This is a genomic window from Fictibacillus sp. 7GRE50, from assembly GCF_015903875.1.
GTDB lineage: Bacteria > Bacillota > Bacilli > Bacillales > Fictibacillaceae > Fictibacillus > Fictibacillus phosphorivorans.
The window spans coordinates 1004200-1026574 of record NZ_JACZDW010000001.1 but is presented as its reverse complement, the minus strand read 5'-3'; the positions used below and the strand labels follow the sequence as shown (position 1 = coordinate 1026574).

Genomic DNA, 22375 nt, shown 5'->3' with positions numbered 1-22375 from the left:
CTTCACTCCTTAAGTATATTTTATGTTTTAAAACTACCTTTCCCATATCACCATTGAATAAACATGAAAGTTTTATAAACATCTTTTTATTATTCCTTTTCTTTCAAAAATGCTCGTTCATGCTGTGGGTTCAGTGAAATAACAACCTTAGACGCTAGTCGTCTCCAATGTGAAATGAAGGAGGTTAGATGCCTACAACGACTTTTTCGAACATATTAATTGTTAATTTGAAGTAAATATCTAAAATAGGGAAGGAGTAAAGTAAAGTTTATAAAATAGAATAGAGGAAAGCATTCATTTGTCAAAGGAGTTTATCATCATATGAAAATAAAAAAAGCAATAATTCCAGCAGCTGGTTTGGGCACGCGTTTTTTACCTGCAACGAAAGCTATGCCTAAAGAGATGCTACCAATTGTTGATAAGCCAACAATTCAATATATTGTGGAAGAAGCAGTTAGATCAGGAATTGAGGATATAATTATAGTAACGGGCAAGGGCAAACGAGCGATTGAGGATCATTTTGATTTCTCACTAGAACTTGAACAGAATTTATTCCGAAAAGGAAAGTATGATCTTCTTGAAGAAGTCCAAAAACCTTCGAAACTTGTAGATATCCATTATATTCGCCAAAAAGAACCAAAAGGGTTAGGTCATGCAATATGGTGTGCAAGGAAGTTTATTGGCAACGAGCCTTTTGCTGTCTTGCTAGGTGATGATATTGTAACTTCCGATACGCCTTGCTTAAAGCAACTTATGGATCAGTATAATGAACATCGCTCTTCCATAATTGGTGTTCAACAAGTTCCCTTAAATGAGGTTTCAAGATACGGAATTATAGATGGTAATCAAATAAACGATCGGCTTTATTCTGTTCTTAATCTTGTAGAAAAGCCAAAACAAGATGTAGCCCCTTCAAATGTAGCCATTATGGGACGCTATATCTTATCACCTCAAATTTTTAAAATTCTTGAAAATCAAACACCAGGGGCTGGAGGCGAAATTCAACTAACGGATGCAATAGCAGAATTGAATCAATTACAAGATGTATTCGCTTATGATTTTGATGGAATCAGATATGATGTAGGTGAAAAGTTAGGTTTTATTAAGACAACCATAGATTTTGCTCTTCAACGTGAAGATTTGAAAGGTGATTTAATTAAACATTTAACAGAAATTACAAGTAAAGTGGATGCTCCACAAAAATGAAAATGCTCTTTTTCCACCCATATATATAGAAGAAAAGGATTTTTATTAAAACTTTCGAAAAATTGAAAAGTTAATGATTATACTAAGTAAGATAAAACATAGTCACTAAACTAAAGGAGATATTACAGAATCAGTGCTAATCACTGCGAATGCACTCAAAAAAGATAAATATATGATCTGTCAAGGAATTTAGCTTATCGCACATTGCTTTAAGGGGGAATTGTGGTGCTGATCATTTGTACCTTTGTTGCTACGACGCGCTTACTCCGCTTAAATCCTAAACCTATGAATAATTTCTCAAGAATAGAACAGTATTGATATTAGCAGTGCAAATAATCAGTTAAAGAAATGATTTGAAATATGGGTTTAACAAAGGTGTCTATACACATACTAATGTTAAAATAAGTACATTTCTTTTCAAAAACATCCTAATATTTGGATGAAGACGTTCTCAGTGAATAAAATTTTTTTGGAGAATTGTTAGGATTAAAGTGTTCCGTCATGGAAAGTGGAACAGGTCATGATGTAATAAACATGAGTAGAAATGGCTATCAAGATTTATCTTTTAAATATCTGTATAGTTGTGAGTTGAGACTCAGATGAATATGCAACAATAGAAGATTTACATTTAGGAGTCGATATCCTTGTTGGTTATTTACGAAAAGAGGCAAGGACTGAATAGATGAAAATGGTGTAGTTGGACCCAGTTATTCTATTGAACTTGTTAAAAATGCCGCTAAGAAGTTTGAGAAGCTTGAGATTGTCCCGTTTCCGTACAAAAAAGTAGAGGAAACATCTGATATCATTAGGCAAAATAAAGCCATTGTGGACCAATGGCTTTATTTCTGGACAGGCGCCTTATCATTATGCTCTCTATAATAATTTGATCTCTGAAGAGGAAGGCATCTTGTTCCGCAACGGAAATAGTCTGTATAAGACACTGCTTGAAGCACAGCTTAAGGAACAAAAGATTTTTAAAAGGATTAGTCTAGATACAATTTTAGAAAATGAAGTAGAAACGATTCATAGGCTTGTTACTTAAAGAAAAAGGAAAAACGTCGCTGTGCTTTAGGGTCTAAAATGAATATGTTGAGTTGACGATTTATTGCTTTACAACCTGTTTAGTAACAGATTCAAGATATATCACTTAACTCTGTGAGCAAACTCAATTTCATTGCAGCAAAAAAGAAGCAGAAGAACCGACCCAATCCTTCCCTCTCTATTGATTCAAATGTCACCTATATTTATAAAGATACTTAAGCAGTTAGGAATGTTAGCTGAAGGAATAAAAATAAGAAAAACACTAAGAAGTCAATATTGGTGGTTTTTAATGTTTATTTGATCCCTTCCTTTCCGATATAATATCGGAAGAAGAACTTATCTCAGGCAGTGCCGGTAGTATTTAAATATTAATGACTGAATGTATAACATAAATTTTGAGAATACCTAGAATGAAACATAATAGAATACCTAGAATGAAACATAAGCTAGAAAACAATTTTAGGAAGTGATGACTATTCAATTTGTTTATTTTGTAATATTATTTTTTTTGATGAAGCAAATGATTTACAAAATTGAACTTAAATTAGATAACCATAAAATAATATTATTATTATTTCTTACAGGGTTAATCTATGTTATTATCTCTCTTCCTTTTTATTTAATTTCTGAAAAATATAATACCTTCAATAAATTTATTACCATTACTATGATTATTGGTTTTTCTTATTTTTTCCAAGCTTTTGTTTTATATTTACTAAAGACTTTACATTCAAGAACAGACTCAAAAATATACTTGAAATGTATTGTATGGTATAAGAAAAAATACAAAACTCAAATTATTGATTGAACCCAACCTTGAAAGTACGGGGACGGTTCTCTCGCTTCTTTTTTGTATCTTTATTGTTCTGCTGAGGCATTAGGGCCGTATGAAGGATGTGAGTAAAAAATGTATCTTTTATAAAGGACAAGGACGCACAAAACTCCATCTTTCTTTTTCTCTTTTTAATTTAACAATTTGTAAGATATAGACCTAAAGTGTTGATACAATGAGTATATTAAGTAGTTTACTAGTAGCCATAGAGAACCATCACTTCAACCAATTAACTATTACAGGGTGGTCTAATTTATGAAAAATAAAATTTCCATAACCATTACCTTTATATTATTTTTAGCAGCATCCATTAGTTTGATTTACAACTTGTACTTTAGGAAAGTGGATCTAAGTGATGCAACTTCGGCTACCTTTTTAATTATTGCGATTATGATGTTCGTGACATGGATAAGAGAAGTGAAAAATAACTCATAATGTTTGCTCAAACCATTGTATGAATTTTTTATATGTTTGTTTGTTCTTTTTCTTAAGAATTAATAAAATGGGTAGCCATAGCAATTGAAAAACACCAAATGCTATTCCAGATTTTATAAAATTGTTAAATATATAAAAGGGAGTATGTAATAGAAATAGTGCAGATGAGAAAAAGATCAGGACTACCGCAGAAATGAAGAATCCTAGTTCATATGGTTCTTTTCTATTGAAAAAATGAGTTGAAATGCCTTTTACAAGTACAGCTGCAACTCCTGCATAAACGAATGCTAGTAAGACACTAATTAGTACCATGACATATTGCCTCTCTTTAATCTTTTTATTTTTATTATAAACTATTCAAAAACGCTATGGTTTAAAATAGGGAAGCAAGGTAAAGCCACACTCCTTTGTATGACGGAGTGTGGCTTTACCATTTTAGCGTGACTCTCTACATGCCAACTTGAAAGTGTCATCTTCTCAATATGCATGAAGTTTTGCCACTATCTGCTCCATTCTCCTCTCCTCATGAATAAGATGATTTTCAGTTACCTATGATTTATCGTAGGTTAATTCGTATAATGGATAATTTAGTCAATTCCTCTAATTGCTTGTCGAAATAAAACAATTATTCCTACTAAAAAATAACAAAATATTACTTTTTTTGCTATTTACGTAGGTAATACGTCATGGTACGTTTGATTTGGCTAGTATGTTACAAATCTAGCTGTTAACTACTCTACTAAAAGGAGGATCGTACGTCGAACATCACTTAATTTGAAGGGGAGAACCGAGTGAAGAGAGGAAGAACGTTTCATAAGAGTATGGCGGTTGGTTTTGCTACATTATTGTCTTTATCCAGTGCTATGAGTGCAACAAACGTTCGAGCAGAATCAAATGTAGAGCTAACCAAGTTTGAGTCGTTACAGATCGCGGAACAGCAAAAGTTAGAGCTCTCTAAGCCATTCGGCACCAAAGACATCGTGCGTGTTATTGTTGAACTAGAAGGTGATCCTGCTATTTCTTATCCGACGAGCAAAGGGGTTAGATACAAGGACCTTTCTACCAACAAAAAGAAAGAACTTCAATCTGAGGTTAAAGAAGAGCAATCTGAGTTTTTAACAGATGTAAAAGCAGACAAGATTGATTTTCAAGTCGAGAACACCTTTACTACGGTTATGAATGGTGTCAGTGGAGAAGTGGAATTTGGCGATATTGATGAACTTGAAAAATTACCGAACGTAGAAGCTGTTAGTGTAGTAAACGAGTATGAACGACCAAAAGAAAAACCTCAAATGATTTCAAGTAAAGAACTTGTAGAGACCATTCAAACGTGGAATGCGGGATTTGATGGTAAAGGCATGGTAGTGGGTGTTATTGATACGGGTATCGACTACACGCATAAAGACATGGTACTAACAAATCCTACGCCAAAATTAACTGCATCACAAGTTGCTGATCTTGTATCAAAAGAAGGTTTGAAGGGCAAATACTACACGAACAAAGTTCCTTACGGATACAATTATGCGGACAAGAACTCTGAAGTGTTAGATCTCGGTCCAGATGCTTCTATGCATGGAATGCACGTAGCAGGTACAGTTGGTGCTAACGGCGATGAAACAAAAGATGGACTTAAAGGAGTTGCACCAGAAGCTCAATTGTTAGCATTAAAAGTATTTGGGAATGACGCTGCGATGCCTTCTACATTCGGGGATATTTACATAAAGGCAATCGATGATGGTATTAAGTTAGGTGCTGATGTACTGAATATGAGCCTTGGTTCTACAGCAGGGTTTGTGGATGATAACAATTTAGAACAAAAAGCGATTGATCGCGCTGTAAACAGTGGGGTGCTTATGGCGATCTCTGCTGGTAACTCCAATCAGATCGGCAGTGGTTTCTCCAATCCGCTTGCAACGAATCCAGATATCGGATTAGTTGGGGCTCCTGGGTTATCCACAAACTCTTTATCAGTGGCATCGATTGAAAACAGTAAGATTACATTAGATCAGATGTCTTTAAAAATTGGTGAAGAAACATTGCCGATTGCATATAAATCACAAGAGTCACCAAAGTTCGTTGATGTGTTCGGAACATCTAAAGAAACAGAAGTTGTGTATGTTGCTGATGGAAGTGCAGCAAAATATACGGGCAAAGATGTAAAAGGCAAAATTGTCTTTGTAGTTCGTGCAGCTTCTAATCCGAACTATGGAGAAATTCAAAAGCAAGCAGAACTTGCTGGTGCTGCGGGTGTCATCATCAGAGGACTCCCAGGCCACGGCGATTATGTGAGTATGGCTCTAACCAATCCAATCATTCCGTTATTATCTCTAAGCCAAAGTGACGGGAATACGTTAGAAACGAAAATAAAAGCAGCAGGCGGCACAGCTAAAGTTACGTTCACTGGTAAGAGTGTTCAAGTTGTAAATAGCGCAGCAGGTAAGATGTCTTCCTTCACTTCTTGGGGAGTAACACCTGATCTTGGCATCAAACCGGAAATAACAGCTCCAGGAGGACAAATCTATTCCACGCTAAATGATGGAAAATACGGTGTGATGAGTGGTACATCCATGGCAGCGCCACACGTTGCTGGTGGCTCAGCACTAGTTCTTCAAAAAGTACAAGAGCTATTCCCTAAACTTACAGGGGCAGATAAAGTAAAACGTGCAAAGCTCTTGCTGATGAATACAGCAAAATCAGTTAGCGATCCTGATAACAATAACCTTCCTTACTCTCCGCGTCGACAAGGTGCAGGATTGATGCAGCTTCATTCTGCTGTAACAACACCAGTGTACGTTGTAAACAAAGCGACCAATGAAGGGAAGATCGAACTAAAAGAAATCTCCTCAGACTCCTTCAACATGACCATAACTGCAACTAATTTTAGTGAACAGGAAGCATCCTACGATGTTAGTACATCTGTTTTAACAGATGCTCTTTCTTCTGGAAGAAACGCTTTAAAATCAAAAGCGATAACAGATGCTAAAGTTACAATCGATACACCTACCGTAACACTCTTCCCTGGTCAGTCAAAAGATATCACGATTAAAGTAGATCTAAAAGATGCTAAAACAGCGCTTGAAGGTCTGATGAAAAACGGCTATTTCGTTGAAGGTTTTATTACCTTAACCAATAAATCACAAGATCCTGCACTTTCAGATTTAACGATTCCTTATGTAGGTTTCAAAGGAGATTGGAATAAGCCACCTGTCATGGATGCTATGATCTATGATTCCGGTTCTTATTACGGTGCAGCAGGAATGGTGGATCAAGTAGGGGATTACCTAGGATTTAATCCTTTCTCTGGCAAATATGATAAAAACCTGATCACTGTTTCTCCAAATAACGATGGTAAGAATGATTCAATTACTCCCGTTGTCTCTTTCTTGAGAAACAGCAAAAGTGTTGAATACAGTGTGGCAGATTCAAAAGGGAATACGTTGAGAAAGCTTACAACTGATAAAGAACAGCGTAAAAATTATTTTGCAAGTTCTTATTATTCTTACCAGCCTTCTATGACAGGGTGGGACGGATTAATAAACAATAAGAAAACAGAAGATGGTCTTTACTACTATCAAGTGAAAAATACAATTGACTTTGCGGGGAAAGATCAGCAAGTACTAAAAGTGCCAGTCATGGTAGATACTACAGCACCAACCGTTACACATGCCGCTTATAGTAGCAAAACAGGAAATTTAAGTCTTACTGCTGAAGATGCAGCAGGTGGAAGCGGCTTACAGTACATTGATATCAGTATTAACGGTGTGAAAAAAGGAAGCATTAATCCGAATGGTAAGAAAGCCTTTAAAGTTCCTTTAGGGAATGTGGCCGATGGTTCTACCATTGAAATTATGGCGTACGACTATGGATTCAATCATAGTGGTCAAACGCTATCCGGAAAATGGGATAATACGATTCCATACATTATTACGGATTCTCCAGAAGCATTAGGAGTATACGATACACGTGAAGTTCCTCTTTCTGGATACGTAAGTGACGGATCAAAGGTAGAGTATCTTAAGATTAAAGGTGAGCAGATCCAAGGTTCTGAACTGAATCTTAATCTTGTATATAATGCCACTTTAAAAAGATACGAGTTTAGTAACCAGATTAAATTTACAGAAGACGGCATTCACGATATTTATTTTGAAGGTGCCGATGAAGTAGGTAACAAAATTGAATTCAGACGCCAGATTATCGTGGATACGGAAGGACCAACTCTACAGGTAGATGGTATTCCTGCTAACCATTACGTACCTTTAGATGGTGAGAATCCTGAAGTGACAGTTACAGTTGAAGATAACTTCGACGAACTTCGTCTTCAAGTAAACGGATCTGAAGAGTTTAAAACGAAACTCGATGAGCCATATGAGAGAAGAGCTTTAAAGAAGGAACATAAGATGACTCTCAACCTTAAAGAAGGATTAAATGACTTCCAGTTTGTAGCTACAGATCTTTCTGGTCATAAACTCGTTAAGACAATCACCATTTATCAAGGAGAACAGGCACCAAAATCATTCATTACTTCTTTCGTTTCCTCTCCAAGTGAAGAAGTAAGTACGAATAGACCTTTGAAAGTGAAAGCTGAAGCATCAGAATCCATCAAATGGAATGCTAAAGTGATTGATTCAAAGGGTGATGAGTTCACTCTACCATCAGCTGAAGGAGTTACGTATGAAGCGACATATACACCTGATGAGTTAGCGGTTAACGGTATCTACAAGCTTATCTTATCTACTGAGGAAGGAAGAGAATTGAAAACAGAAGAGTTCACGGTAGTGAATTTTCCTGTAACCGTAAACAGTGTTCAGATGGTGGATGCAGAAGGAAATAAAGTCACTTCGTTCAATACGGACAGCAGTGTAAGTATTAAAGGTGATCTTAAGAACTTAGGACAACTGTCAGTCGATCCTGTTGTTTTCTTACAGGTTACAGATCGAGATGGTGCCGTAGTGTTCTTTAAGGAAGTAGATTTAAGTCTACTAAACAGCGGATCCAAAAATAGATTTGCTATAGATATTCCACTTGAAGGATTTGATAGCGGGTCCTATTCCGTTGAAGTATTCGTTTGGGATCAAGATAATAATCCTTTAACAGAGAATAATAAGCAAAAATCATTTACGGTCAACTAAGTACTAAAAAGTAAAATGGAAACTGGGAGGTCATTTCGCCTCCCTTTCTTCCTACTAATCTAGCAGGGAGTGAGCTTTTTTGAAGAAGAGATTAATGATCGTATTTACAACCTTTTTGCTGGTTGTAGGATATGTAATGCCGGTATTCGCTTCAACAGTAACGGTCGAACTTGCTACAGATAAAGTTCAATATACACCAGAATCTACAGTAGTCGTAACAGGTAAAGTGCTTAAAGACGGTAAAGCGGGAACGGGTACAAAGCCACTGTTAAAAGTTTTAAATGAAAACGGTGAAACAACACAAGCTTATCAATGGAAAGATACAGATATAGGTACGGAAGGGCAGATTTCAACATCCGTAAAATTAGGAAAGAAAGCTGTGAACGGTACATACAAGTTGGTGCTCACTGCAGGAGGAGTAAGCGTAACTAAACAAATTACCGTAACAGGCTCAACTGTAACAGAAACAATGAATATGAATATTAATAAAGTCGAATATAATCCGAACGAAGTGGTTCATATATCAGGAAAGGTTTTACTAGGGGACAAGCCTGCAAATAATCGGACGGTCTCTATTAAAGTAGAAAAGGAAACCGTATTAACTGTCCAAAGCAAAGTAAGTGATGCATTAGGAGAGTTTCAATATGATTACCAAATTCCAGCAAGTGCATCAGCAGGTACATATAAAGTAACAGCTACATTAGCAGGTACAGAACAAAAGATCGTAAAAGAGTTCGTGGTGAAAACGGCTCCTGTTACACCACCGCCAAACCCAGGTGTTCCTGGACCACCATCTCCAGTTGAATTGGCAGCTCCTGAAGTAAATGCAGTCACTTCAGAAAGTATGGAAATCACAGGAAAGTCTGAAAAAAATTCAACAGTCACGATTACCGATAAAGATAAAATGAATGTATCTGGAAGAACTTTAGAGAATGGAACATTTAGAATTAAACTTTTGAACAAAATAAAAGAAGGCACAAAGTTATATGCAACTGCGAGTGATTCTTCGGGCAAGGTAAGTAAGGAAATAATCATTATAGTTTTAGATAAAACACCTCCAAAAGCTCCATCTTTTAAAGAAGTTAGTGATCTTGACACTAAACTAACAGGAAGTGCGGAAAAGGGTTCTAAAATAGTCGTTAAAGCTGGAACAAGCACTGTCGCTCAAGGCACCGCTAATGCAAAAGGCGACTTCTCAATCTCCATTAAACCTTTACGAGCAGGTACACAATTAACGGCAACTGCTACAGATACAGCTGGGAACGTTAGTGCTCTGTCCAAGGTAGTGGTTAAGGATAAAAAAGCTCCAACAGCTCCAATCGTTAAAGCAGTCGGTGATTCAGATCGAAAAGTTACAGGAAAAGCAGATAGCGGTTCAACCGTTGTGATTAAAGTTGGAAGAAAAGTAGTGGCTAAAGGAACTTCAAATTCAAAAGGTGACTTTTCACTCTCGATTCCTAAACTAAAAGCGAAAACTACATTAGAAGTGACGGCTACTGATAAAGCAGGTAACGTAAGTAGAGTAACCAAAGTTCAAGTAAAGGATAAGACTGCCCCTGCGGTACCAACCGTACATGCAGTAAAATCGTCAGCAAAGTATGTGACAGGAAAAGCAGAGCCACATGCAAAGATTTATATAAAGGTAGGAAAGAAAGTAATCGGTTCAGCAACCGTAACAAGTAAAGGAAACTTCACGATTAAGATCGCAAAACAAAAATCAGGTACAACGCTAGTCATTTATGCGATAGATCAAGCTGGTAATGTTGGGAAGAGTAAAAGTGTTAAAGTGAAATAATGACATCGAATGAGCGTAAAGTTCCAGAGTGTGTTTCTCTGGGGCTTTTTATTTGTAATAGAGTTGTAAATAACATTGGAAATGAAAATATGCGTTTGAAAGAGAACCAGTATTTTGGTGGGGGTTTTGTTTTGGGAAGAAGAAATGGTTTGTGCATAGTGTGTTGATGTTTGGTGAGGACTCATTGAAGTAGTGTAGAGACTTAGTTTTAAAACCGTTACACTCCTTTAAGAAAAACTCATTTCAACTCTAGCAGGGAAAGTAGAGCAGTAAATGAGGGAAGCTCTAGAACAGAATCCTGTGCTGTCGAATGCATCAATACTAGTATCAGATCGCAAAAATATGCAAACCCTCGAAAATAACCAAATTTATAATAAGCAAGTATCACACTTTATTAGAGAGCAATAAAAAAATTGATACAACTATTATATAAGTATCTAAAAATAAGTAAATAGACTTATTTATTAAAAGATGAGTAAAAACAGGTGTCTTTGTAACTATTTTAAGTAAATAAATGTAAATTTTTCTTGAGTAATCCATTTTATGGATGTAAAGTGTGAATTATGACGCGCGTACATAATTTATTTTCTAAAAAGGGGATATCATGAAAAAACTTATTAGTGCTTTAATAATGACTTTTATGCTTTTTGTTAGTGTTGATGGGGCTTATGCTGCTGGTGATATTAATACTCAAGTAAAAAAGGTTAAAATCGAAAAAGTTAATCTTAATAAAAAAGAAATTGCTCAATTAGAAAGTATGGGCTTTACTCTGGAAGAAATAGAATCTTTAAGCAAAGTGGAGTATAATGAATTAAAGGACAGATATACCAACTTAAATGGTGAAAAAGTTGGAATTTCTGAAAGATATTTCAAGAAAACAAGAGACCAAGTATCTGAAATTTCTAAAGAGGAATATGATGCACCTAGCATTGGTATTCTAGGTGGAGTTAATGAAACCACAAAATTTAGATTAGTATTAAATGTAACTAAAATATACACTTCTACTGGCAGTTATACAGGACGTATTCAACTAAAGTCCTCCTGGGTTTGGAAGTCTGCACCAATTGCGAGATTTGTTGATGTTTCTGGACTTTCGTGGGAGCAAAATTTAAGTTATGTTACAAACAGTGCATATAATGTATATAAGTGTGATGGATATGCAACCATTTCAGAGGGATGGCAAGCTATGGATTCGCCAACTACATATGGAAGCGCCTTTAAAGTAGATATTAAAGCAACTCCGGCGCCTTATCACAGTGGTTACACACTTACTGAAGTAAGAAACAATAATAGTAAAAATACTTATGCTAATGTATATGGTCACTATGTTCACGTAGAATCCCCAGAATGGTTAAGTAATATCTCTGTGGGTCCTGGAGTAATAAGTGTAACGGGTCCTAGTGCTGATACATCTTGGAGAACAGACATAGGTATAAATTTACCTTAGAAAGGTCTGAGCATAATGGATAATCCTGTTTTTATTTTTATAGCAAACGTAATTGGTGGAATCGTTGTTTTTTACGGTCTAGCCTACTTATTCGGAGTTGTCTTAGATACCGATATCGAAAGTGCTTTTGCTGTAGGGATCTTTTTATTTCTCCAATTATGTTTTGTAACTACACTTCTTTTTACCATTTTGCATAAAGTGAACTCTAAAAAGTAGTAATTGAGTTTAGGTGTGTTTTTCTTGCCTTGTACTGCAAATTTAAAACCTTTTAAAATCCCTAAAAGCCTATTGGCTTTCAGGGATTTTTTTGGAGTATGCTTGTAACAATCACTTTAAACGTTAAGATAATACAGTCAAAAATCCACCAACTTGTACAATTTACATATTAGCAGATCTTCGGCATGTGTTTTTATTTTGAAATAAAAAACCGCAACTCAAATTAAATCTATTAATTATGCCATTAATCTTTAAATGTCTTTTTAATATACATTGTTTGACTGTGGGCTGCTACATGATAATAGTCACTGCCTTCACCAATTACAAGGACAAAACCGCCGCCGTTCAAAGTCATGATTTCTTCTTTAAACCCGTAGTTATAAGCTTTTGTACTTACTCTTAAATCCATTCGCTTCATAGGAAGTTCTTGTATCTGGTTTCCAGAAATCCAGCCATAAACAGTACTTCCATTTGAAAGTTTATACCATTTTTGTCCATTATAAGTAGTTTGTTCTTTTGATATTAATATCCAGTTGAGGTATGGAGTGCTAGATTCTTTATATACCCCTGGCTGTGAATAAATTCCAAACTCATCACTGGTGATCTTCACTGCTTTATATGGCATTGTATATTGACCATCGAAATTAACGAGTTTTTTTGCTATATACATGGGTTGACTGTGAGCAATAACTAAATATTTGTCACTATACTCTTTAGCTACATATACATATCCCGTACCATTAAGGGTCATAACTTTTTCATCTAAGTTATAGTTATATGCGTCAACATCTTCAGTAAGGTATTTCTTTTCTAAGCTCTCGTATTCACTTGTTTGATGTGCAGCAATCCACCCAAATACTTTATCTCCGTGTACGAGGAGGTACCAACGTTCACCGTTATAGATTTGCTGTTGTTTAACAACAAACGTCCAGCCTACATATGGTGTTGAAGACTCTTTATACGAACCCATCTTAGAATATAGACCAAACTCATCACTATCTAGTTTGATTACTTTAAACGTATCTGATGGTGGTGTATCTTTAAACTCTCCATTCAATTCTACTAATGGATTGATTGCATTAGATTTTTTGTCGTTCCAAGTACCTTTATGCAATTCAAAGTGTAAATGCTGACCAAAAGAATGCCCTGTATTACCCATGTATCCAAGTAATTGTCCCTGAGTAACACTTTGTCCTGCATCAACAGATCTAGAACGTAAGTGAGCATAGACAGTTTCATAGGTTTGTCCACCTATATTATGAAGCACAAAGACTACATTTCCATATGTCGTAGAATAATACGATTTAGAAACTTTACCTCCCGCAGAAGCTTTGATTGGAACTGTTCCAGGAATAGCAATATCAATTCCATAGTGCATTCCCGAGGATCTCTCTCCAAATCCTGAAGTTACATTATCTTCATTACCAGCTGGCCAGATAAAACTAGCAGCACTAACTTTTGAAGATGAAAAACCACCCGCAATTGAAAGTGTTAAAACAAATACCAGAAATAGTTGCATGAATCTTTTCAAAATATAAACCCCTCTCTAAACTCCATACCATTTATTAATATTATTCCTCTCTGAATCAAAAGGATTGATTTCCTTCATCACCAATATTGGAACAAAAAGAATACTAACATATTTTTCTAGAAAAATACTATTTATTACAAAATAAGGTATAATACTACTGTTTTTTACATAAAAGGAAAAATAAACTTTAGTAAAAAGGCTCTAAATTATTATAAAATTTTGAATTAAGAGTGTTTTGATAGAGATTTGAATAATAGGTTTAAGATGAGATGAGTTGATATGGAATAATGACTTATAAAAGCAGTAATAAGACCTCATAGGATAGCAAAATGCGAGCTTTTACACTCCATTCACAAGTGCAGCCTGATAATTGGGAAGCGTAGTTGTGGTTTTATTAGTCGATAGTTGGTGTAAGGTTAGTCGCAAAAGGCACATAAAAAAGCCCCTGATCGAAATCCAGGGACTTTTTCTATGCAATGTGTTCAGTTAAAAACGTAGCTCTCTCTGTGCTTGAAGGTTGCGCCAAACCCGTTCCCGCACACCTTAGAAAACATCATAAGACTTCTTATCATGATAATGCAAAAAGTTAAATTTCTTTGCGTAATTTTTACTTTTTTGCTCTGATTGCGTTGAAACCGTCAAAACTTGAGTTTTACCCATTTGTTGAATCTTTTTTAGCTTGTTTATTTGAACCTGAGCCCACTCATCTGTTGAAACTTCATTATAATCAAAGCCTTCCCACATAAAGCCATCCATGTAAGGATGAGTGTGCTGTATGGTTTCCATACCCCAATTTTGTACCATCAGGAGATCCGGGAATTTTTGATTGCTCTTTTTCAAGAAAGATAGAAGCCCATCTAACTGTTTTTTATAAATCGAAGCATGGTGCTCTAAATGTTCATTATCGATGTTCCCGACTGTATCAAAAAAGACGCCGTCCATGCCTTTTGAAGAAACCTGTCTTTTCATTTCATCCATGAGAACTTGGTGATAATGCTCGCTTGAGATGTCCATTAGGTAGGAATCCCATTGTTTATAATGCACTTTATTTTCATTTCTTTTGAAATAGTCACTCTCTAACAGAAGCTCCGTTCGCTGTTCATTCCAAGTGGGTGTTTCCATCACACTAATATATCCAAGAACGATTGTTCCAGATTCTTGCAAATATTGAACTTGTTCTTTCGTGTATAACTGTGGTTCGATCACAACCAAATCATATTTTCTTAATTTCTTAAGAATGGATGTAGTTGGTTCTGAGTAATAAATTTTGTAATTCTTTACTTGTTGTAGAGCACTTTGTCCACTTTGAGCAGATCCATGCTTAGGTTGAAAGCTTAAAAACCCTAAAGTGAAAATAGTCATGATTAATAACCACTTCTTCATAAAAAAATTCCCCCGATTCATACGAGGGATGGGTTGGTTTCGCGGACTGGCAATCTTTATTCTAATTAAAAGAATCGAAGACCCATATCTTTGCGTCCTTGGCTTTCACCAAGTTTGCCCATCACCGCAGTATTAAATTAATTATTTCCATTTTATAGGTTTTAAATGCGGAAAACAATAGCTATTCATCTAGTTTTTAGAAAAATGAGAAATAAATTTTTCTAGTGAATTCTGATAATGTTTAGGATCTTTTTTTGTAAAGATATGAAAATCGGCTTTTTGTACATAAGATATCAATCGAAAGCCTCCGTACGTGAAAGAGAGCGTTGCCCCAATAGCGACACCGACTCCATACCAATTAAACCCTAGCGGCAGCAAGAAAAGGGTTACTAAAAATGTCACGGTAAAGAATATGAAGGTCGTTATACATGCACCTAATCGATCATCAAAATATAGATGAAGTAGAGATAGAGTTAAAACAAGGCTGATTGAAAAGACTGCGATTAGTGTCATTGGCATCAATTCAAAAAAAACTGCTTTCCACTCAAACCATGTAACAAATCTAGGCAGCAATAGAAGAAACAGCAAAGTGAACAATCCTTGTGTTCTGATCAGACGGATCACTTCTTCTTTTAGAACACGAATCATCACTTTCTTACTATCTTTAATTTGAGACAAACTGCCCCCTTCATTTACAAAACCGTAGAATGTCCAATATTTCTTATAAAACCTGGTTTCAATAGAGATCACAAACGTCATCATTGTTGGAATGATCGTTAAGAACGACCAAAATAGAGCTGTATCATAATCAGGGTGATAGCGAAAGGATTTCTCAACCAATATGGATCCTTCGCCAAACCAGATGATCCAATTACTTATCCAAAGGCCCAAACTATAAAAAACACCGGTAAGAAGTAGATCAGGATATTTGTAGATATATTTGATAAAACCCCATTGGTTCGTTAAAGGACGGTCTGGAAAGCTGATGAATAGATGATAAAGAAGCCATAAAAGTGTAATGAGCATTCCTAGTGTAAATACCCCGAGCATAACCGCTGCTCCTTTAATGATCGTTAAAGAACGAACAAGGTCTCCGATCGGCAACACCCAAAACGCAAGAACCGTTATGAATCCTCCGACCAAAAAAGCATACACGATATTCATATATTCTTTCGTAGCCGTGCTGTATAAAAACAATACCCAAATCAGGTTCATAGTGATGAAGAGGACGAAGACAATCCAGTCGTACCAAAAGGGCAGGGGTGTGAATAAAGCAAATGGAAGCCACAGCAAGAGCGCGATTCCACAAGTCAACTTTGCCAATCCTACACTCGTTGCTGCCACATCTTCCACCTTTTCTGCATAGAACAAATCTGCCATATACCTTGTTACAACGAGCTGCAGCGAAAAATAAATGACTTGCGAAAAAATAAACGTGTATGAAAGGGAAACAACAAACAATTCTCTCGTACGAGGATCAACTTCATAAAATCTCATACCCCATTGCAGAGAAGTTAGGATCGCGATCGTGATCAGCCAGGGTCCGGAGGTGAGTAGAATTGTAAAAGCATAAGCCTTCGCGCGGCTAGAAAAGTAATCCTCTTGAAACATCTTTTGAAGTTGAAAGCCTATTCCTGCCATTGTTTTACTCTACCTACTTCCTTATAAAGAGAACGATACCTATTAATGACTTCACTTAGCTGATACCTGTGCTTTACCCGATTGAATCCGTTAATGCCATGTAGCATTATTAAAGACGGTTCTTTCACATAGTTTTCTATGCTTTCTGCAACTTTTCTAGGATTTACAGGAGGAACGACAAAACCTGCTGGTCCGAATACATCGATTGCGCCACCTGTTATAAGTTCCTCACAGTCTCCAACATTTGTACTGACAAAAGGCACACCTGCTGCTAAACCTTCTAAGATGGCTAAAGGCTGTCCTTCTGAAATGCTTGTTAAAAGCAAAACATCAATGTCAGCTAACTTTGATTGAACATCGACTTTGCCTGTGAATGTTACACATGCATTTAATCCTAGTTCATTCACCAGCTGTTCACATTCATTCACATACTCTTGATCCTCGTCCAATGGGCCGAATATTTGTAAGGAAAACAGAATGCGCTTTTTTCGGAGCATATCGGCTGCATAAATCATGGTTAGGATATCCTTTATAGGAACGACTCTAACAATGGCCCCTAACTGTATGGGTTTATCATTAGAAAAGTACTCTCTCTTTAATGAAGTATCTGAAAGCGTTACTCCGTTTGAAACAACAAGCTGCTTAGTCTTCAATGCTCCTAGACGCTCTTGAATCTTTGCATTTTTATGAAATAGCGTAATGAGTTGTTCGGCTTGGTTGTATGCCAGGTGACTTAAAAAATAGAAAAATTGAATCCACCTGTTTTTATAGATCATCGGAATCCAATCCGACTTTAAAATTTCCTCTTCACGTTCGCGAGAGTAGATTCCATGTTCTGTAACCATGAGTGGGATATCCTGTTTCGCTGAGAGATAGGCTCCTAACACACCCGCATAACCAGTAGAGGCAGCGTGTAAAATGTCGTAGTCATCAAACTCACTTTGAAGCAGATGAAGAATCGGCTCATATTTGTTGCGAATCATCCAGAAATAATCGATGAAAGAGCTTTGTAGCTTTTCTTCTCTATAGCAGATCTGAACAATATCCCAAAATTCCGGGCTCCTGAAAAAACCAGATGGATTGCCAATGATTGTGGTATCGCCTAAAAAACGCAGAGCTTTGCCTGATGTATCCTTGGACATAAAGAAGGAAAGTAAAGCTTTTTTGTTTTCCTCATTTAAATGAGGATAGATTGGTCGTTCTTCCTTCACTTCTAATGGATAGACCTTGACTGACTTTCCGTTTCTAGGGAGTTTGTATTTCCAATGCTCTTGAGTTGTCTGAACGCCACTTGGCATAATTGAGATGATGGTGAAGTCAAACTCAGGCATTTCGGTAATAAGCGTGTGTATCCACGAAGAGACCCCTCCGCTAACAAAAGGATAACTACCTTCAGCTATAATGGCTATTCTCACCTATGACTCACCTCTTTTAATAGGGACTATCGTTTTTCCCTTATACGTTTTGATCGTATAGAGTCCGTGAAATCCATTTATGCTTGCGACTGTATATCCTTTAAATGAACCTGACTCCATAGTTTCATTGTCATTAAGACGGATCAAAAAAACACTTGGTGATACTAAATTTTTGCCGTAAAGGATAATTTGATCCTCTTGATAATCTACCTTCATTTCAGATTGGATATAACTTGTGTATAGCTGCTTTGCTTCCTGTGCGGTTACCCCTTTTAAAAAAGGATACGTTTCATAAATTTTCTTCAAATGACGATCCAGTTCAACATTTAAGTCCGGCCATTTGTACCCTCTATTACGATAAGGATCCAACAGGTCGTCAGGGTGAATAAAATGAGAAAGAATGCCAGCATTTGCTAGCGCATCTGCATATGAAAATTGTTCATACAAATCAGGAGCATAGCCACTGGATACACGAGGTAAATGAAAATAACCTGCGTTTTCGTCGTAGCCAAATTCTTGGATAAACGAACCTTGATCAGTGCCGCCTAGATATAAAGAAGAAATTGTATCAATAGAAGGGGCACTTCTCTTCAATGCTTTTAGTCCAGTCGTATTCATTACATTAGAAGGTGGTACATAGGTTTTAACCTTATAATTAGGAAACAAATGTTCATGCATCTTCATCACTTCAGATGTGGCGTTTTCCATCTGTTCTTGATTTTCCCAAGGGATGTATCCAAAATCTTTCGCAATCGGTTCGTTCTTTGTCACAAGAGATTGGTGATTATAGCCATGCAAACTTAACTCATCTCCATTTTGAAGAGCATCTCGACCGTAAAAGAGAAATTTTGCTTGGTTTTGTGTGATCAATTGTTCGGTTTTCATCTTCTGATCTGCTCTGTATGTTCCAATGAAAGCATGTGTATATTTTAAATCGTATTTATCCTGTAGATTCTTCATATCCGGCCACCATATGTTCTTGAAAAAAGAACCTACACTTCTATCAAAAGTCGGAGTAATGTTTTCATGATCACCATCAGGAAACGGAGCAGGGAAATCGTCAATAAAAAAGACACTCATTTCTAATCGACCCGAAACAAACCTTGGAGGTAATAAGGAAAGGGATTGTAACAACAAGCCTCTAGAGCCCTTTCCTTGAAGCATGGTTCCATTCCAATACGCTACTTTTCCTTTTCCGTAGGAATGGTACCAAAGGATAGGTGTACCCTCGCTTTCCACATAGACTTCACTGTCATTTTGCAGTGTAAGCTCAAGAGAATTATTCGGTATTCTACCGTCAACATCTTTAACATCAGGATAAATCGGAGCAAATGGCTTAGTAAACGTAATGCCATTCAAATCATTTTGTTGATAGCCATCTACCTGTTCGATCCCCATCACATCATTTAGACTTGGATGGATGAAACGTAATCCAACAAATAACCTTCCGCCTGCATGAACAAAATTTCGAATACCCTTTTCTTCTGCTATCGCTTTCTTTTCATCTAAAATAACAACGATTGTATAAGGAGAAACAGAGACCTGATCTAAAGAATTAATGTAACTGTAAGACAATTTTCCAAGTTCAAGAGACTTTTCAAGGTGGAGTATGGAGGGGTTATTCTTAAGTGATTCTTCGTCACCTAACACGAGAATCTTAAGATGTTCACCCTGATCAGTTGCTGATAGGGTAGGAAGAAATTTTTGTTTCTTCATCTTTATCTCCTGTTGAGGAAATAACCAGTGAATCTCTCCAATTCTGGAAATCTGTACAACAATCATACATAGTACGGTAAGCAGCAAAACGGACCAAACCACTTTATTAATATCTTTCATCGTTCTTCATCCCTTTATTAGTTCCAGCACAGACTGCAGTCTCAATGGAATTCTTGCTGAGTAGTGTTTATCTATTTTGACTAACACTTTTTTTAATTGATCCTTATCATGAGTGATATAGTAGTGGTTAAGCAAAATGAAGTAGCATTCTGCCGAATTTGGAAAGTAAGAGATCACCTTTTCAGACAATTGAACGGCTTTATTTTTTCTATTATTCTCCCAGTAAAACAATACTAGTTGTTCATAGAACAAAACGTCTCTTGGAAAATTCTTAATAGCCTCTCTCAATAGCTTTTCATAGACTTCTTTCTTTTCCTTCATCAATGTATCAGAAATAACATCACTGGTCAGATATTCTTTATACACATACAAAACATTTTTGTACCCTTGTAAGCTACTATTCTCTTGGAGAGCTAAAAGCATCTTATGAATGGTTGTTTCATAGCGTTTGTTCAATAGATTTAATGCAGTAGCTGCATAATGAGCAGTTTCTCTATTTTGCTGGCCAACTGCTGCCTTTAAGTATCTTCCTTGTTCAGGTATTTTGTTTTCCATTAAACGGACGACCAAGTCTTTCCCAATATCATCAACCGTTTGCATCGCTGCGAAAAACGGTATAGAGTCTCTTCGTTTTAGGGAGAGGAGACCTATCTCGTTAAAATTGTTTACATAAAAACGTTCATGATGAATATAACGTTTTTCCTTTCCCTTGCGATCGGAGAGCTTAATAACCGCCCAAACCCCTAATGCTCCTAGTATAGGAATGACGAAACTAATAGCAAACAGCCAAAAATACTCTGTTTTTCTTTCTGTATGGTCATTCTCTTTTTCAAGCCACTTTTTCATGAGTAAAACTAGAAGGCTGTTTATAACATAGAGGGAAATAATCGAATATGTCATGTTATTTCAGAACCCCCAGCACCACTTCTTTTAGTCTGTCTTCAATAACTTTTACATTGTTTTTGGACGTTCCGGGCAGCAGGAAAACGATATGTTCAGAGCTGGGAAGATAGGAAATCAAGTCGATTTCCCTTAACAGACTTCTAAATTCTATTTCTAAACTTTGCAAAACAGGTAGGGTTAAAGGCTCTACTTTAAAGTAGACATAGCAATAAGGAACATGAAATTCTCGTAATCTAGCTTTTTCAATTTCGATACGTTCTTTAAATGAAGAAGGCTTAAATACCTTCGTATCTTGATAATATTGCTGCTGCTCTAGCTTTTCAAACTTTTTAGAAGTCTTTGTTAACTGTTCTGAAATAATATCAATCAGCATATGTAACATCGAAAGCCCTTCATTACTTAACCTTGATAGATCAAGCTCCTGTATTACAATAACCTGTGAAATTTTATTATTGATTTTTATAGGAGCAGCTAATAAAGGAGCATTTTCTTCATCTGTAATACGACGAATGGTAATGCTCTCATCTTGAAGTAATCTATCGTAGAATAAAGGTGCTGAATCTATGAATATGGTTTGAGGCAGCAGCTTTCCTGTTCCTGTCCGCACTTTTATACGCAAAGCTCTTAAACTTTGATCAACATGGTAAATCCCAAGTGTTTTTGCGCCGTAATAAGACTCAAGCGTTTTTGCCACTTCGTTAATAAACATCTCGATATGATCTTGATCTAGTGCTTGCAGCATCTTATAAACGTTCACCATGGTCATTTCTGAAGCAAGAATCTTTTTCTCTAGAACATCGTTTGTTTCATTAACTGTGTATAAAGTCGTAACAGCTTGTTCAAGTTGCACTTGAAGCTCTTCTCGCTCCGCCTCTTTATCCTCATATCGTTCTCTGTAACGAGTAGAGTAAATACCACTGATATAAGCGGTTAATAAATAAATGATGGCAGAGATAGAGAAGTTTCCATAAAAAATAAAAGAATAAACATCGCCATTTTGACTCCACACATTCATGATATGTAGGAATAGTATGAACGCGGCAATGGCCAATCCGTATAGGATGCCGTACCGTATACCGATCAAGAGCACAACAATCACATAGGGACTTCCAGATAACTCAGCAAATGAAAAAACATAAAATTCTATGATAAAAAGAATCATGGAAACAGCTAAAAGCTCCCACCACTTCATCCACTTTTTATTTATTCTATACATATTCCCCTACTCCTGACTTCTTAATAAAAACACCTTCATCATAAACCATTATTTTACAAAGTAACCTTATAATACCAACAAATATAAATCTAAAAAAGCAAGGAACGACTTTCGCTCGAGTTTGTTGAACCTCAAATTTGAAACGAGTTGATCATGAACCATGTATTCTCATATCCTTTTCTTTTTTATCGTGTGTTATCGTACAAAAGTTAAATATTTTGTAGACGAGTTTATGCATTTTTTAAACAGAAATAAAATACCCTTTATATGTTTTAGAAAATACTTGTACTTTATATCGTCTTTTAAATGACGATACAGATTAAAGAACAGTATTTAGCAATTTATTGGG

At 36.2% G+C, this 22375-nt stretch carries 13 protein-coding genes, 1 pseudogene and 1 riboswitch; of the genes and pseudogenes, 6 read left to right on the top strand and 8 right to left on the bottom strand.

The window, feature by feature from the left end; genetic code table 11:
• Window positions 1-321 precede the first annotated feature (321 nt).
• Both galU and IHV12_RS04900 read left to right on the top strand, forming a co-directional pair.
• Window positions 322-1206 (top strand): UTP--glucose-1-phosphate uridylyltransferase GalU, encoded by an 885-nt coding sequence (galU, locus tag IHV12_RS04905; RefSeq protein ID WP_197190055.1) that lies wholly within the window; start codon window positions 322-324, stop codon window positions 1204-1206.
• An 823-nt stretch (window positions 1207-2029) separates the two neighbouring features.
• Window positions 2030-2248 carry a hypothetical protein gene (locus tag IHV12_RS04900; protein WP_197190054.1) on the top strand — a complete coding sequence of 73 codons (219 nt, stop codon included), beginning with the start codon at window positions 2030-2032 and terminating at the stop codon, window positions 2246-2248.
• A gap of 1260 nt (window positions 2249-3508) precedes the next feature.
• Here the strand turns inward: IHV12_RS04900 and IHV12_RS04895 are convergent.
• On the bottom strand, window positions 3509-3826 hold the full coding sequence (locus IHV12_RS04895; protein ID WP_197190053.1) for a hypothetical protein: 318 nt from the start codon (window positions 3824-3826) through the stop codon (window positions 3509-3511).
• Between the two features lie 479 nt (window positions 3827-4305).
• On the opposite strand from IHV12_RS04895, the gene IHV12_RS04890 reads away from it, so the two are divergent.
• The 4 genes from IHV12_RS04890 (at window position 4306) to IHV12_RS04875 (ending at window position 12101) form a co-directional block, all read left to right on the top strand.
• The gene (locus tag IHV12_RS04890; protein ID WP_197190052.1) at window positions 4306-8643 is read left to right on the top strand and encodes a S8 family serine peptidase; all 4338 of its coding nucleotides are present in this window, start codon (window positions 4306-4308) and stop codon (window positions 8641-8643) included.
• A 79-nt stretch (window positions 8644-8722) separates the two neighbouring features.
• On the top strand, window positions 8723-10438 hold the full coding sequence (locus IHV12_RS04885; RefSeq protein WP_197190051.1) for an Ig-like domain-containing protein: 1716 nt from the start codon (window positions 8723-8725) through the stop codon (window positions 10436-10438).
• A gap of 604 nt (window positions 10439-11042) precedes the next feature.
• Window positions 11043-11885 (top strand): hypothetical protein, encoded by an 843-nt coding sequence (locus IHV12_RS04880; protein WP_197190050.1) that lies wholly within the window; start codon window positions 11043-11045, stop codon window positions 11883-11885.
• Window positions 11886-11900: 15 nt separating this feature from the next.
• The gene (locus IHV12_RS04875) at window positions 11901-12101 is read left to right on the top strand and encodes a hypothetical protein (RefSeq protein WP_197190049.1); all 201 of its coding nucleotides are present in this window, start codon (window positions 11901-11903) and stop codon (window positions 12099-12101) included.
• Between the two features lie 1060 nt (window positions 12102-13161).
• On the opposite strand, the pseudogene IHV12_RS22585 reads toward IHV12_RS04875, so the two are convergent.
• From IHV12_RS22585 to IHV12_RS04840, 7 genes and pseudogenes are all read right to left on the bottom strand, one after another.
• A pseudogene (locus IHV12_RS22585) lies at window positions 13162-13542 on the bottom strand (M23 family metallopeptidase); the annotation flags it as partial.
• A 633-nt stretch (window positions 13543-14175) separates the two neighbouring features.
• On the bottom strand, window positions 14176-15015 hold the full coding sequence (locus IHV12_RS04865; protein WP_197190047.1) for a putative glycoside hydrolase: 840 nt from the start codon (window positions 15013-15015) through the stop codon (window positions 14176-14178).
• A gap of 37 nt (window positions 15016-15052) precedes the next feature.
• Window positions 15053-15144, bottom strand: a riboswitch (cyclic di-GMP riboswitch).
• A 60-nt stretch (window positions 15145-15204) separates the two neighbouring features.
• Window positions 15205-16656 carry an exopolysaccharide Pel transporter PelG gene (pelG, locus tag IHV12_RS04860; RefSeq protein WP_197190046.1) on the bottom strand — a complete coding sequence of 484 codons (1452 nt, stop codon included), beginning with the start codon at window positions 16654-16656 and terminating at the stop codon, window positions 15205-15207.
• The gene (gene pelF, locus IHV12_RS04855; RefSeq protein WP_197190045.1) at window positions 16644-18071 is read right to left on the bottom strand and encodes a GT4 family glycosyltransferase PelF; all 1428 of its coding nucleotides are present in this window, start codon (window positions 18069-18071) and stop codon (window positions 16644-16646) included. Before pelF ends, pelG begins: the two co-directional genes overlap by 13 nt.
• The gene (locus tag IHV12_RS04850; RefSeq protein ID WP_197190044.1) at window positions 18072-19907 is read right to left on the bottom strand and encodes a DUF2194 domain-containing protein; all 1836 of its coding nucleotides are present in this window, start codon (window positions 19905-19907) and stop codon (window positions 18072-18074) included. It abuts the gene before it with no gap.
• Window positions 19908-19913: 6 nt separating this feature from the next.
• On the bottom strand, window positions 19914-20807 hold the full coding sequence (locus IHV12_RS04845; protein ID WP_197190043.1) for a tetratricopeptide repeat protein: 894 nt from the start codon (window positions 20805-20807) through the stop codon (window positions 19914-19916).
• A gap of 1 nt (window position 20808) precedes the next feature.
• Window positions 20809-22026 (bottom strand): hypothetical protein, encoded by a 1218-nt coding sequence (locus IHV12_RS04840; protein WP_197190042.1) that lies wholly within the window; start codon window positions 22024-22026, stop codon window positions 20809-20811.
• Between the last annotated feature and the right edge of the window lie 349 nt (window positions 22027-22375).

Bases quoted from the DNA above. Each gene is read 5' to 3' on its own strand.
- galU (WP_197190055.1), top strand. From the start codon at position 322: ATGAAAATAAAAAAAGCAATAATTCCAGCAGCTGGTTTGGGCACGCGT.
- IHV12_RS04895 (WP_197190053.1), bottom strand. From the start codon at position 3,826: ATGGTACTAATTAGTGTCTTACTAGCATTCGTTTATGCAGGAGTTGCA.
- IHV12_RS04880 (WP_197190050.1), top strand. From the start codon at position 11,043: ATGAAAAAACTTATTAGTGCTTTAATAATGACTTTTATGCTTTTTGTT.
- IHV12_RS04875 (WP_197190049.1), top strand. From the start codon at position 11,901: ATGGATAATCCTGTTTTTATTTTTATAGCAAACGTAATTGGTGGAATC.
- IHV12_RS04865 (WP_197190047.1), bottom strand. From the start codon at position 15,015: ATGAAGAAGTGGTTATTAATCATGACTATTTTCACTTTAGGGTTTTTA.
- pelG (WP_197190046.1), bottom strand. From the start codon at position 16,656: ATGGCAGGAATAGGCTTTCAACTTCAAAAGATGTTTCAAGAGGATTAC.
- IHV12_RS04850 (WP_197190044.1), bottom strand. From the start codon at position 19,907: ATGAAAGATATTAATAAAGTGGTTTGGTCCGTTTTGCTGCTTACCGTA.
- IHV12_RS04845 (WP_197190043.1), bottom strand. From the start codon at position 20,807: ATGACATATTCGATTATTTCCCTCTATGTTATAAACAGCCTTCTAGTT.
- IHV12_RS04840 (WP_197190042.1), bottom strand. From the start codon at position 22,026: ATGTATAGAATAAATAAAAAGTGGATGAAGTGGTGGGAGCTTTTAGCT.